At 70.4% G+C, this 13,454-nt stretch carries 11 protein-coding genes and 2 pseudogenes; 7 read left to right on the forward strand and 6 right to left on the reverse strand.

The window, feature by feature from the left end:
* Nucleotides 1-403: acyl-CoA thioesterase domain-containing protein (locus KGQ19_RS42490; protein WP_212020218.1), on the reverse strand; the 403-nt coding region annotated here is incomplete at its 3' end.
* 15 nt (nucleotides 404-418) lie between these two features.
* Between KGQ19_RS42490 and KGQ19_RS42495 the strand changes: the two are divergent.
* Nucleotides 419-976, forward strand: a pseudogene (locus KGQ19_RS42495) (glycoside hydrolase family 88 protein); the annotation flags it as partial.
* A 61-nt stretch (nucleotides 977-1,037) separates the two neighbouring features.
* Here the strand turns inward: KGQ19_RS42495 and KGQ19_RS42500 are convergent.
* The 5 genes from KGQ19_RS42500 to KGQ19_RS42520 form a co-directional block, all read right to left on the reverse strand.
* Nucleotides 1,038-1,358: an RNHCP domain-containing protein gene (locus tag KGQ19_RS42500; RefSeq protein ID WP_212020241.1), complete on the reverse strand. Its 321-nt coding sequence runs from the start codon at nucleotides 1,356-1,358 to the stop codon at nucleotides 1,038-1,040.
* Nucleotides 1,359-1,917: 559 nt separating this feature from the next.
* Nucleotides 1,918-4,938 carry a S53 family peptidase gene (locus KGQ19_RS50540; protein WP_230420303.1) on the reverse strand — a complete coding sequence of 1,007 codons (3,021 nt, stop codon included), beginning with the start codon at nucleotides 4,936-4,938 and terminating at the stop codon, nucleotides 1,918-1,920.
* Nucleotides 4,939-5,000: 62 nt separating this feature from the next.
* The gene (locus KGQ19_RS42510) at nucleotides 5,001-5,543 is read right to left on the reverse strand and encodes a DUF6817 domain-containing protein (protein WP_212020222.1); all 543 of its coding nucleotides are present in this window, start codon (nucleotides 5,541-5,543) and stop codon (nucleotides 5,001-5,003) included.
* A gap of 31 nt (nucleotides 5,544-5,574) precedes the next feature.
* Nucleotides 5,575-6,225: a 4'-phosphopantetheinyl transferase family protein gene (locus tag KGQ19_RS42515; RefSeq protein WP_307856680.1), complete on the reverse strand. Its 651-nt coding sequence runs from the start codon at nucleotides 6,223-6,225 to the stop codon at nucleotides 5,575-5,577.
* Nucleotides 6,222-7,112, reverse strand: coding sequence for a metallophosphoesterase family protein (locus tag KGQ19_RS42520; RefSeq protein WP_212020245.1), 891 nt, complete (start codon nucleotides 7,110-7,112; stop codon nucleotides 6,222-6,224). Before KGQ19_RS42520 ends, KGQ19_RS42515 begins: the two co-directional genes overlap by 4 nt.
* 168 nt (nucleotides 7,113-7,280) lie before the next feature.
* Between KGQ19_RS42520 and KGQ19_RS42525 the strand changes: the two genes are divergently transcribed.
* The 6 genes and pseudogenes from KGQ19_RS42525 to KGQ19_RS42550 all read left to right on the forward strand — a co-directional run.
* Entirely contained in the window at nucleotides 7,281-7,793 is a 513-nt protein-coding gene (locus KGQ19_RS42525; RefSeq protein ID WP_212020233.1) for a GbsR/MarR family transcriptional regulator, read from the forward strand.
* Nucleotides 7,794-7,971: 178 nt separating this feature from the next.
* A complete protein-coding gene (locus KGQ19_RS42530; RefSeq protein ID WP_307856682.1) occupies nucleotides 7,972-8,382 on the forward strand; it encodes a cold shock domain-containing protein in 411 nt (136 codons plus the stop codon).
* A gap of 244 nt (nucleotides 8,383-8,626) precedes the next feature.
* Nucleotides 8,627-10,573: a S9 family peptidase gene (locus KGQ19_RS42535; protein ID WP_212020235.1), complete on the forward strand. Its 1,947-nt coding sequence runs from the start codon at nucleotides 8,627-8,629 to the stop codon at nucleotides 10,571-10,573.
* Complete coding sequence (locus KGQ19_RS42540) at nucleotides 10,570-11,994, forward strand: serine hydrolase domain-containing protein (protein WP_212020237.1); 1,425 nt, start codon at nucleotides 10,570-10,572, stop codon at nucleotides 11,992-11,994. Before KGQ19_RS42535 ends, KGQ19_RS42540 begins: the two co-directional genes overlap by 4 nt.
* Before the next feature lie 2 nt (nucleotides 11,995-11,996).
* Complete coding sequence (locus tag KGQ19_RS42545) at nucleotides 11,997-13,127, forward strand: M20/M25/M40 family metallo-hydrolase (RefSeq protein ID WP_230420304.1); 1,131 nt, start codon at nucleotides 11,997-11,999, stop codon at nucleotides 13,125-13,127.
* Nucleotides 13,128-13,129: 2 nt separating this feature from the next.
* Nucleotides 13,130-13,454, forward strand: a pseudogene (locus KGQ19_RS42550) (GNAT family N-acetyltransferase); the annotation flags it as partial.

Below are 13,454 nucleotides of genomic sequence, written 5' to 3' on the forward strand. Positions count from 1 at the left end.
TGTGTATAAGAGACAGGTCGGGGGCGGCGTCGGGGATCGCGGGCAGGGCGACGGTTCGGTGTTCGACCTGCTTTTCCGCGCCCGGGTTGGTGGCGATCGTCCAGCAGCGGGCTTCGGCCGCGACCTTGCCGTCGATGGTCAGGGTGGCCGCGTCCAGCCGTACTCGGCGGCCGGGGCGCAGGGTGCGTACCTCGACCGTGCCGGTCTTGCGGGGGATGACGCCGAGGAAGTCGATCTGTGCCGAGGCGATGCGTCCGTGGCCGGCGGTCACCTTCTCGATCTCGCCGAGCAGGAGCGCGGAGGGCGGACCGCCGTGCTGGAGGGACTGGTCCCAGGGACTCTCGGTGGCCTGCGTCGGCTCGAACGCGGTGTCGCCGACCCGGCGGTAGAACGGCTCGCTCATCACCTCGTTGACGATACCGGGCTCGGGGGAGAGGTCTGGTGCCGCGCCGACGGCTGGTACGGCATGGCGATGGTCGACGTCCTGGACGACACCCCGGCCAACCAGCCGGGCCGAGCACAGCTGCTCACCAGCCTGAACAAGTTCGCCGCCGGGATCACCCGCTATCAGGACCCGGTCTCAGGGCGCTGGTTCCAGGTCGTGGACAAGGGCACGCAGGCCGGGAACTGGACCGAGACCTCCTGCTCCAGCATGTTCGCCTACACCCTGTCGCGGGCCGCCCAGCAGGGCTACATCGACGGCCACTACGCCGCCGTGGCGCAAAAGGGCTACCAGGGCGTGCTGCAACGCCTCTCGGTCGGCAAGGACGGCCTGACCAACCTCAGCACCATCTCGATCGGCACCAACGTCGGCGACTACGCCTACTACATCGGCCGGACCCAGGCCACCAACGACTTCCACGGCCTCGGTGCCTTCCTGATCATGAACGAGCAGTTCACGGCCGGCGGTGCGGCCAGCTCCGCTCATGCCGTCGGCTCCGCCCACGCCGCCGGGGCGGTAGGGGGCGCGCAGTAGTCCGGTGAAGTGCGCGGTGCCCACGAGTTCATCCTCGTGGGCACCGTCGGTGCTACCCGTGCTACCCGCGCCTGGACATCAGAGCGACGACGGCATCGATGTCGTCGCCCTGCGCCGGGTCGTCGGCGATCCGGTTGGGCCGGACGAAGCCGCAGACGGCGCAGCGGTGGACGATCACCAGTCCTTTGCCGCCGCGGTGCTCGACGCGCTCCGGGCGCATCGCGCCCCGGCAGGACGAGGCCCGATCGCCGGGCTCGATGTCGACGTGCTTGGAGTACAAGCACGCCGGGCAGTGGTTCCGGTAGCTCCCGTTGCTCAGCGGCGCGACGAGCGCGCCGCAGTTCTCACAGGTGAAACCCTGGTTCTGGGCGGTTCTGCTGATGGCTCTGCCTCCGGATCGAAGAAGGGATCTTCAATCGGGAGTGCAGGGTTCCGTTCTGTTCTCGCCGCCGGTCCGCGTCGTGCGGACGGCGGCACCCAGGCTCGGCGCGGGCGAGGGACCGGTTCACCGCCTGATCCCCCTCGTCAGGGGTCGGCGATTAATTCCGCTTCCAGCATCACCGGGGCATGTCTCATCCACCGGATCCGAACCACGACCGGGTTTGGGTGATTGTCCCGGTCACTGTCGCCCAAGCATCCCCGGGCGCCAGCGGTAGGTGTCGTCCCGCTCTCACTGGCGTCGGCGTCGTCCCCTGGCCTCAGAGCCTGGCCGCAGCCGCCTCATGTGGTCGGCGCATCACCCTCCTTCGGCCTCGGCGACATTGCCGATGAGCACAACATGCCGGGGCTCGTGGCGACAACTGGATTCCGTGCCGGTCGGGCCGCGCCGGTCGGGCCGCGCAGGCCGAGCCGGTATGCCGCGCCGCGACGCCGAAGACCGCCTGGCCCGACCCTGAGAACTCCAGGGCCGGGCCAGGCGGTCGGCTGACTACCGCACAGATCTACAGACCACCCAACCCGTTCGGCGTCCCGATCCCGGTGGGCGCGTCATACCCGGGTCCGGCGTTGCACAGGTAGTCCCCGCCGCAGTCCCAGTTGGCGTTCGACCCGCTCGTGACGTCGAAGAAGTTCGCAGCGTGCGAATATATGTACTCTGCGCTGGGCAGCGCCGCCGAGTTGCCGGCCAGGGCGATCATCGAGGCGATGATCGGCGAGGACGCGCTGGTGCCGCCGATCACGTTCCAGCCGTCTTCGACGTAGACCGCGACGCCGGTCTTCGGGTCCGCGACCGCCGCCACGTCGGCGACCGTCCGGTTCGGGCAGTGCGCGTCGTGCTGCCAGGCCGGTTTCGGCACGTAGGCCGAGCAGCCGGAGCCTGCGCCCTTCCAGGTGCTCTCGCTCCACCCGCGCGCGGACGTGTCCTTGGTCAGGCTCGTCCCGCCCACGGCGATCACGGTGCTGAGCGAGGCGGGCCAGGCGCCCTCGATGAAGCCGTTGTCCCCGCTGGAGACGGTGACCGCGACGCCGGGGTGCTGGAACGCCGAGTCCCACGCCTGGTTCTCGCCGCTCTCGTCCCCGCCCCAGCTGTTGGACACCGCGACGGCGCCGGAGCCGGTGGCGGCCTGCTCGGCGGTCCCGAGCGAGGCCGAGTCGGTGCCGTCCGACTCGACCAGCAGGATGTGGCAGGCCGGGCACACGGCCGACACCATGTCCAGGTCGAGGGAGACCTCGGGGTTCCAGTCGTCATTGGGATCGTGCGCGGGCAGCGGGGAGGTCTGGCCGTGCTCGTTGACCTTCTTGAAGCAGCCGTCGGCCGTGGTGCAGGCCGGCAGGCCGTAGGTGCTGCGGTAGACGGCGAGGTCGGACTCGGCCTGCGGATCGTCGTGCGCGTCGACGAGTGCCACGGTGCGGCCGGCGCCGCCGGTGGCCGGGAGCTTGTAAGCGGACAGCAGGTCGTTGCGGGCCAGGCCGTCGGGCAACGCGCCCTTGGCAAGGCTCTGCTTTACCCCGGAGGTCAGCGCGAAGCACCGCATGTGCCCGGCATCAGCACTCGGACACACCGCGTGTACCCCGGCCGTACCACCGGACGTGCCCGAACCGCCCGAACCGGTCACCGCGATCCCGCCGGGCGCGTTGACCAGCGCGGCGTGGTGCACCGTCTCGGCCAGCGTGCTCCCGCCGGCGTCGGTGGCGCTGATCTTCAGCGCCAGGTAGCCGGCCTTGGTGTTCGCCGGGACCGGCCAGGTCGCAGAGATCTGATGCCCGTTGCCGAGCGCGACCGTCGCCGCGTGCCAGGTGGTGCCGTCATCGTAGGAGACGGACACGCTCGCGTTCTTCACCGCGCTGTCAGTGGCGCCGGACAGGTGCTCGAAGGCCAGGTTGACGGTCCCCGTTCCGGTCCCGACCGAGTCGTGCCCGTCGGTGACGAACTGCGCCCGCGTGTACAGGATCGGCAGCGGGGTCGAGGCCGTGGTCTTGGCGGAGTCGAAGCCCCACGAGATCTGGGTGTGCGTCGACAGCGCCGTGCTGACGGTGTCGTGGGTGGTGTCCAGCGAGTAGACGTAGTGGTGCTTCGCGGCGGGCAGGGCCAGCGTGAACAGCTGCCCCTCGGTGCCGCCGCTGTAGATCTGCTTGCCGTCCTCGGCGATCGTCGTCGGTCCGTCGCTCCACTGCCCGACGTCCCCGGCGCCGTCCGTGTCCATCTCGTCGACGCCGTTGAGGGTGTCGCCGCTGCGGCACAGGAAGCAGGATCCGTCGTAGGTGGACGGCGCGGGCGTGATGACCGTGCCGCGCCAGGGCAAGGTCACATGCTGACCCGCGACCGGCACGAAGTCCCGCTCGAGCTCGCCGTCCAGGGAGCCGTCGGGATTGGCCGGAAGCATCAGGCCTTCATAGGAAGCGCCGGCGACCGCGGCTATGTACTGCCGGGCTTTCGCCGGCGCGTGCACCGTCACGGAAGGCAAGTCAGGGTACGCAGGCAGCCCCGACGACCCGACCCGGTTCCACAGGTCTGTCAGCGTCATATCCTGCTTCGGCTCGTCGGTGGCGTACGTCGAGTCCACGGTCTCCAGCGCGCCGGCGGCATACGTCTGGGAAGCAGGGATCTGATCGTAGCTCGGGAAGCCCAGCAGATAGCTCGAAGACCCGGCGCTCTGGCGGCCGAACATCGAGAACTGGAGAACGCCGTAGTTTGCCTTGGCGGCGCTGCCGACGTAGAACTTCGTCCCGGCGAGCGCGCCGATGTCGAGGACGTCAAGATGTCCCGTCGTGCCCCGGTTCCATCCCAGGACCGCGCCGGCGAACGTGCTCGGCTGCGGTGTGGTGAAGGCGACCTGTTGCGCGCTACGACCGTCCACCGCGACGGTCGTCCCGGCGGCGGGCACGGTCACGTCGGTGACCGACAGCAGGTCCGTCTCGGTGGCGTTCCCGGCCGCATCGGTCTCGAACGCGGCCACCGCGACGCTGTAGTGCCCGGCCGGCACCTCGATCCGCGAGTCACCGCCGGTCATGATCCCGTCCCAGTTCGCGCGGGCCGGATCGTCGGTGTTCACCGCGATCACCTCCGCGGCCGGGACGGGCTTGCCGGAGTGGTCGAGCGCGGTGATGTGCAGCGTGGTCATCGGGAAGAACGGGGTGGCGGCCGGGGACTGCGGCGTCGCGGGACCCACCTGGAACGCCTCGAGCGAGGAGATCTTCCCGACCTGCGACACCGGGACGACGGTGATCCGGCCGTCCACGTTCGACGTCACCGCGGCCGCGGAATGGCCTGGGGCGGGCAGGAAGTCGGCCCGTGCGCTCTGGCCGGACCCGGTGACCCGCACATGGTCTCCGGTCGGGAGCGAGTACAGCTGTTCGGCGGCGGGAGCCGCGGATTGGGTCGCGGGCGGGGCCGCTGAGGGCACCGCTGACGGTTTCGCGACCGGGGCCGCGTCGGCGTTGATCGGCGCCGACGCGAAGACCGCGCCGCCGACCAGCGTCGCGGCCGCCACGAGGCAGACCCGCCGTTTTATGGGACGTCGCACTCCAGAATCCTCCAGACACGCACCGGAATCAGGCATCGAGGAATCTAGGAGTGATCGCAGATCTAGTCAAGAAGCTTAACGAGATTCCTCAACGCTTCCCACGCCGGCGGGGACAGCAGAGCCTGCACGGGCTCCAGCAAGCGGTAGAAGCCGGCGCCGTAACGGGACGCGAGCTCCTCGTTGTGCTCGAACACGTCAAGCTCGTTGGCCGCGGTGATCTCCAGGAAGGCGCGCAGCTCCGCGTCGGTCGGATCGAACTCGAGCCCTGAGAAGCGGTCTCGGAACAGCGGCCGCTGATCGGTGCGCAGCCGGGGATAGGTGACGCCTCGGTCGCAGCTCGCGTAGAAGTACACCAGCGCCTCGGCCCGCTCGCCGATCAAGCCGGCCAATACCGCGCGGTCGGTCAGGTCCAGCAGGGTCTCGGCGAAGCCGTCGGTGCCGTAGGTCGCGTGGCAGAGTCCGGCGATCTGGACGTCAGGCGACGCGCCCCACTCCACGAGACGTCCGCGGACGCGGATCAGGTGCGCCAGCAACGTCCCGCCGGGATGCGGCAAGTCCGCCGCGCCGTGGGAACGCAGGAACTCTTCGATCGAAATCTCGCTCACATCACGACTAGTACCAAACCACCCCGCCGTCTCAATCCCGAACCACGACCGATGTGGCGAGCAACTCACCCTCGACCACGAACCGCCCGCGCATCCGGGTCAGCGGCGCGCCCCCGACCACCGGGCCGGCCTGATGCAGCTCGGCGACGAAGGTCCGATCCGCCGGGTCGAAGCGCAGCGTCGCGTCCTGGAAGTCCAGCCACCGCCGCGCCAAGGGGAACCAGGCCTTGTAGACCGACTCCTTGGCGCTGAACATCAGCTTGTCCCAGTGCGTCTTCGGGTGCTGCGACGCCAGAGCGGCCAGCGCCGGGATCTCCTCCGGTCGCGCCACGGTCTCCAGCACCCCGGCCGGCAGTTCGCGGTGCGGTTCGGCGTCGATGCCGATCGCCGCGAGCTCGCCGGCCCGGGCCACCGCCGCGGCCCGGTAGCCGTCGCAGTGGGTCAGGGCACCGATCACGCCGTCCGGCCACAGCGGCTCGTTCTTCGGCCCGTGCAGGATCGGGGTGGCCGGGTAGCCCAGGTCCGCCAAGGCTTTGTGGGCGCACCAGCGGGCCGTCGCGAACTCCAGGCGCCGCTTCTCCACGGCCCGGGCGACCAGCGCGGCCTCCTCGGGGAACAGGTCGTCGGCGTCGGTGTAGCTCTCCACGGACGTCACCGAGGCCGGCAGGATGCTCTCGATCACAGCTGTCCCTTGGCGGTCGCGGAGGTGGTTGCCGCGGGGGTCGTCGCGGGGGTCGGCACGATCTGTCGCAGCGGGTCCGCCGGCGGCCGGCGACGCCATTCGCGCGGATAGCCGAGCGAGACCTCGGTGAAGCGCACGTTGTCGTAGACCGTGCGGCGCGGGATGTGCAGGTGCCCGTAGACCACGTCCATCGCCGCGAAGCGCTTGTGCCAGTCGGCGGTGGCCTGCGTGCCGCACCACTGCGCGAACTCCGGGTATCGCAGGATCCTGGTCGGCTCCCGCACCAGCGGATAGTGGTTGAACAGGACCCTCGGCAGGTCCGGGTCCAACTCGGCGAGCCGGGCCTCGGTGGCCGCGACCCGGGCCCGGCACCAGGCCTCGCGGCTCGGGTACGGATCCGGGTGCAGCAGGAACTCGTCGGTGCAGACGATGCCCGCCTTCTCGGCGATGGCCAGACCCTCGGCGATGTTCTGCGCACCGGCCGGCATGAAGCTGTAGTCGTAGAGCAGGAACAGCGGGGCGATCACGACCGGGCCGCCGGGACCGGTCCAGACCGGGTACCCGTCCTCCGGCGTCACGATGCCCAAAGCGCGGCAGCGTTCGACCAGGCCGAGGTAGCGGTGTTCGCCGCGCAGGGTGACCGGGTCGTGCGGGTGGGTCCACAGCTCGTGGTTGCCCGGCGTCCACAACACCTTGGCGAACCGGCCCGCCAGCAACTCCAGCGCCGCGATGACGTCCTGGAACAGCTCGCCGACATCCCCGGCCACGATCAGCCAGTCGTCCTCGTGTCCGGGCCGCAGCCGGTCCACGATCTCGCGGTTGTCGGGGTGCGCCACATGCAGGTCGCTCACCGCCCACACCCGCGCCGTCCCCGCCGCCTGATCCATCTGCGCCGCCTGGTCCGTCTCCGCCACCGAGCCCACCCCCTTCGCAGAGGCCTGACCTCAAACCTCCGAGTCCGATCGTACTGATCGCCCGCGCCGGAGGCACCTGGCGTCCGCGACGGTTATGACAGAAAGTTGTGTCATCTCAGTTATCACTGTGGCTTCTGACGCGTGCCAGACGACGCAGAACTCATATTTGCCGACCACGCGGGCCGCTTTTACGCACGGCAGTACGGCTTCCCGCCGATGGCGGGCCGACTGCTCGGCTACCTGATCGTCTGCGATCCGCCGCAGCAGACGATCGCGGAGCTGGCCGAGGTGCTGATGGCCAGCCGCAGCGCCATAACCGGCGCATTGAAGCTGCTGGAGGCCTACCAGTTGGTCAAGCGCTCGCGCGGCGTCGGCGAGCGGGTCGACCACTACAACATCGATCCGGCGCGGATCGAGCCCAAGGGTTTCGACGCCACGATCTACCAGGAGCAGGCGGCGCTGATGCGGGAGGGCCTGACCCTGCTGCCCGACGACGCGTCGGTCCGCCGGGCCGTGTTGCAGGAGCTCGCGCAGTTGGCCGACTTCCTGTCCGAGCGGCTGCCGCAGTTGGCCGACGAGTGGCGGGTCCATCGGGACGCGCTGCGCGCGGCGGGGAAGCTGCCCGACACGGGGCTGCCGGGTTTCCAGAAATAAGGGGTCGTTGTTCGACCGGAAGACTGCGGGCAGTGCGGGGTGACGCCCGACTTTTGCCGGCAGGGTCCGTCCCCCTTGCGGGCGACTTGAGATCCTGGGCGGCTCCGGTAACGTGGGTTCTGGGAAAGCACCGGAAAACTGTGGCTGTTGTGGCTGTCTGGGATGTGGGGTGATTGTGGTGAGAGGTTCGATCGTCTCTTTCGACCGCGTCAAGGGGTACGGGTTCGTGGCCCCGGATTCCGGTGGCGAGGATGTCTTCGTGCACGTCAACGACTTGCTGGACGATAAGAGCCTGATGGTTCCGGGGCGGGTCGTGCAGTTCAGTGTCGACCAGGGCGACCGCGGGCCGAAGGCGTCCAACGTCACCGTGGTGCTGACGGAGCCGGCGCACGGTCACTCCGCGGCGGGCTCGGCCGGAGCGGCGGACTTCGGCGACGACCTGTGCGACGTGCTGACGGTGCCGGATCTGGAGCACGAGCTCACCGAGATGCTGCTGCACGTCGATCCGCCGCTGCCGGGTTCGCAGATCCTCAACGTCAGGAAGCGCGTGGTCGCCCTCGCGCAGTCCCACGGATGGGTGGATCGCTAGGCGCTTCGGGAAGTGTGGACGGCCGGTCTTCGGACCGGCCGTTCGGCGTTTTCGGGACCTGCTGCTTGCGTTGCCTGCCTGCTGCCTGCTGCCTGCTGCTTGACCTGCCCTGTCCGTGTCGTCATGGTGCAGTCGCACCACCGGCGGCGTCGTTTTTTGTCCACCGCGACGACCACGCGGCGCCCTCGGCTGCCTAGAGTCCCAGCAACTCACAGGCGCGACAGAAGGGCAGGGCCGAGGCACGATGACCCCGCTGACCCTCGACGACATCTACCGCCTCCAACTCCCCGGCGACCCCGACATCTCCCCGGACGGCTCGCGCGTCGCCTACGTCCTGACCAGCCAGGACAACGTCCTCGACAGCGCCGCCCACGCGATCCACGTGGTCGCGACCGCCGGTGGCCGACCCCGCCGCCTCACCAACGGCCCGGCCGACACCGCGCCTCGCTGGTCGCCGGACGGCGCCACACTGGCCTTCCTCCGCGCCGGGCAGCTGCACCTGATCGCCGCCGACGGGGGCGAAGCCCGTCCGCTGACCACCGGGCAGACCCGACCCGGCGGCGCAGGCGTCGCGGCCTGGTCCCCGGACGGTACCCGCATCGCGTTCAGCGCGGTCGACAGGGTGCGCGACCCGGCCGCTCCGGTGGTCGTGGACGAGGCGTACTGGAAGGCCGACGGCGTCGGCCTTGTCGGGGCGGCGCGGAACCAGATCTTCGTGGTCGATGTCGCCGACGGCCGCGTCGAGCAACTGACCGATGGGACCGACGACTGCACCGCGCCGGACTGGTCGCCGGACGGGACCCGGCTGGCGTTCGTCGGACGCAGCGGCCCCGGGCTGGAGTACCTGGGTGTCTCGGCCCCGTATGTCCTGGATCTTCGGCTGGAGCTAGAACCAGGCCGAATTCCCCTTACCCCGCAACGAATCGGCACCGGCACGCTGCTCGCCGGAGCGCTCTGCTGGTATCCCGACGCCTCGGCGCTGCTGGTCACCGGCCGCACCTCGCTGAGCGTCGGACATCTCAATCTCCTGCGTCAGTCCGTTGCCGAACCGGCGGCGCCGCCCGAGCTGCTGGGCGCCGACCAGGACCGCAATGTGATGCCCGGCGCCCCCGGCTACCCTGGCGCGCTCGCGCAGTTCCACGGTGAGGACATCATCTACGCGGTCCGCGACCACGGCACCTCACGCCTGTGCCGCCTCCCGGCCGGTTCGGACACCGCCCACTACCTCGACCTCCCGTCGCGACTGGGTGTCAGCGGCGCGAAGGTGGCCGCGGCTGCCGACGTCGTCGTGTTCGTATATTCCGACGAGACCACGTTCGGCGAGGTCGGCGTCATGGACCTGGGCTCGGGAAAGTTCACCCGCCTCACCGAACACACGGCGACCGCCGATATCAAACCTCTGGTCTATCAGGACCGGAACTTCACCGTCTCGGACGGCACCACGGTGCCGGGCTTCGTACTCCGCGATCCGGCGGCCCCGGCCGGCGGACCGCTGCTCGTAGACGTGCACGGCGGCCCGCACAACGCCTGGAGCCCGCAGGCCGACGCGATCCACCTCTACCACCACGAACTGGTCGCGCGTGGCTGGACCATCCTGCTCCTCAACATCAGGGGGAGCGACGGCTACGGCGAGTCCCACTACCTGGCGGCGCTCGGGGCGTGGGGCAAGGCCGACGAGCGCGACGTGCTGGAACCCGTCGCGGCCCTGGTTGACGAGGGCCTGGTGGATCCGGTGCGCGTCGCCCTGACCGGCTACAGCTACGGCGGTTTCCTGAGCTGCTGGCTGTCGGCGCGCAGCGAGCTGTTCGCGGCGGTGGTGGCCGGGGGAGTGGTCACCGATCTGCCGAGCATGGCCGGCACCTCCGACGAGGGCCGCGCGATCGCCGAGTTCGAGGTGGGCGGGGGCGACCGGATCGCCCGGTCGTCGCCGCTGGCCTATGTCGACGCCGTTCGCGCGCCTACGCTGATCCTGCACGGCGCCGCTGACGAGCGCTGCCCGCCCGGCCAGGCCGAGCAGTGGTTCCAAGCGCTGAAGTCCCGCGGCGCCGTGGTGCGGATGGTCCTGTACCCGGAAGCTTCCCACTTGTTCATCCTCAACGGCCGCCCCTTCGCACCGCGTCGACTACTCCCGCCGACTCGTGGACTGGGTGACAGCCCACACCGGCAACCCCCGATCGGAGCCCACCGATGACTGAGACCACTGAGACACCCGCCGCCGAGCAGGACATCCGGGACGCGGCCGACGACGGCCAGGACCCGGCACTGACCGCCCGCTGGCAGGCCCGGCTGGACGAACTGGTCGCCGAGCACGGCGTCGGCGCTTCGCTGGGCGTCCTGCACCACGGCAGGCTGGTTCTAGAGGTGGCGTCCGGCTGGGCGCATAAGGGTGCGAAGATCGAGGCCACGCCGCAAACCGTGTTCCAGGTCGGCTCGATCACGAAGGTGTGGACCGCGACGGTGGCGCAGATGCTGGCCGAGGACGGACTGCTGAACCTGGACCAGCCGGTGGCCGAGGTGCTGCCGGGACTGAAGCTGATCGATGAGGACCTGACGCGGAACGTGACCGTCAGACATCTGATGACCCACTCCAGCGGCATCGACGGCGACGCCTTCATCGACACCGGCCGGGGCGATGACAACCTGGAGAAGTACGCGGCGGTGCTCGCCGACGTCGCGCTGAACCACCCGCTCGGCGTCACGATGTCGTATTCGAACTCTGCGTTCATACTGCTGGGCCGGGTCATCGAGCACGTCAGCGGGATCCAGTGGGACGAGCTGATGCGGCAGCGGTTGTTCCGTCCGCTGGGACTGACGCACACCGGCACGCTGCCGGAAGAAGCGCTACTGCACCGGGCGGCCCTGGGACACCTGGGCAACCCGCTCGCGCCGGTGCCGGAGTGGGGCCTGATGCGCAACGCCGGCCCGGCCGGGCTGATCCACTCCACGCCGCGCGAGGTCCTGACGTTCGCCCAGTTCCACCTCGACGGCGGCCTCGCGCCCGACGGCACCCGGCTGCTGTCCGAGCAGGCCACGTCGGCGATGCAGATCCCGCAGGTGGAGGTGCCGGACAAGTGGCTGCTGGCCGCGCAGGTGGGCCTGAGCTGGTTCCTGGACGAGTGGGACGGCGAGCGGGTCTACGGGCACGACGGCAACACCATCGGGCAATCGGCGTTCCTGCGGGTGCTGCCCGACCAGGAGCTGGCGGTCTGCCTGCTGACCAACGGCGGCGACACGCTGCATCTGTACCACGCGGTGTTCCAGGAGATCGCGCGTGAGTTCGGCGGCGTCAAGATGCGGCAGCAGGTCGATCCGGCCGATCCGCCGCTGGAGTTCGTCCCGGCCGACTACGTGGGTGTCTACGAGCGGGCCTCGGAGCGGCTGGAGGTCGTCGAGCGCGACGGCGGGCTGGTGCTGATCCACACGATGACCGGCGAGCTGGCGCACCTGGTCCAGCCCGAGCCGCTGGAGCTGCCGTTGCGGACCTTCCTGCCGAAGGTGTTCCTGACACGGCGGCCCGATCTCGACGCCTGGATGCCCGTCGTGTTCTACGAGATCCCCGGCGGCGGCGAATACCTGCACTTCGGTGCGCGGGCCACGCCGAAGGTGGCGTGAGCATGACGGAGCACACCATCGACTGGTCGGCGCGGTTGCCGGAGCTGCTGGCCGACATCGAGGAGCTGGTGACGTGCGAATCGCCGACCTCTGACATCGCGGCCGGGCTGCGCTGTGCCGAGCTGGTGGACGCGCTCGGGGCACGGCTGCTCGGGCAGAAGGCCGAGCGGATCGCCGACGCCGCCGGGCGGGTGCACCTGCGCTGGCGGTTCGGCGCCGGTGACAGGGTATTGATTCTCGGGCACTACGACACCGTGTGGCCGATCGGCTCGCTGGCCACGCATCCGTTCGCGGTGACCGGGACCGGCGACGGGGTACTGACCGGGCCGGGCTGCTTCGACATGAAGACCGGCCTGGTGCAGCTGTTCCACGCCGCGGCCGCGCAGGACCGGCTCGACGGCCTGACCATCCTGGTCACCGGCGACGAGGAGACCGGCTCGGCGGGCTCGCAGGCGCTGATCGAGGCCGAGGCGCGCCGGGTGCGGGCGGCCCTGGTGCTGGAGGCGTCCGAAGGCGGGGCGCTGAAGTCGGCGCGCAAGGGCGTGGCGACCTACGACGTCGAGATCGGCGGCCGGGCCTCGCACGCCGGGCTGCAGCCGCACCTCGGCGTGAACACGACGATCGAACTCGCGCACCAGGTGCTGGCGATCGCCGCGGTCGCGGACGCGTCGGCGGGCACGACCGTGACGCCGACGGTCGCCGCCTCCGGCACCACGCGCAACACGGTGCCCGACGCCGCGCGGCTGCTGGTGGACGTGCGGGTGGCCACAGCCGCGGAGCAGGAGCGCGTGGACGCCGGACTACGTGCCCTGACACCGGTGCTGCCGCAGGCCTCGGTGCGGGTGAAGGACGGCCCGCGCCGCCCACCGCTACCGGAGTCCGCCTCGGCGGCACTGCTGGCCCGCGCGCGCCGGCTGTGGGCGGAGCTGGGCCATGGCGAGCTGGGCGCCGTCGCGGTCGGCGGCGGCTCAGACGGCAACCTGACCGCCGGCGTCGGCACCCCCACCCTGGACGGCCTCGGTGCCGCGGGCGGCGGCGCACACGCCGACGACGAGCACGTGCTGGTCGGCGAGATCCCGCGGCGCACGGCTTTGGTGACGGCGCTGGTCGCGGAGCTGTTGGGCGAGGAATGAGCGTGAGCGACCAGCTGCTCCGTGCCGAGGCGGAGGCCGATGCCGCCGCCTCGGCACGCGCCGCGGAACTCACCATCGCCGAGCTGTCCACGATGGCTGAGATGAGCCGGGCCTCGGCCCTCATGGACCGGGTCTGGCGGCCGGGTAACGGGGCGGCGATGATGCCGGGGGCCCTTCTCAAGGTGCTGTCCGGCACCGGCGGCTATGTGGCGGGGGCTTTTCGCGGCGGCCGGATGGTCGGGGTCTGTGTCGGGCTGCTGTCCCGGTCGGGCCTGCATTCGCACATCGCGGCGGTCGAGGATCCGTTGCGAGGGGCGGGGTTGGGGC

Source organism: Catenulispora pinistramenti, assembly GCF_018274385.1.
GTDB lineage: Bacteria > Actinomycetota > Actinomycetes > Streptomycetales > Catenulisporaceae > Catenulispora > Catenulispora pinistramenti.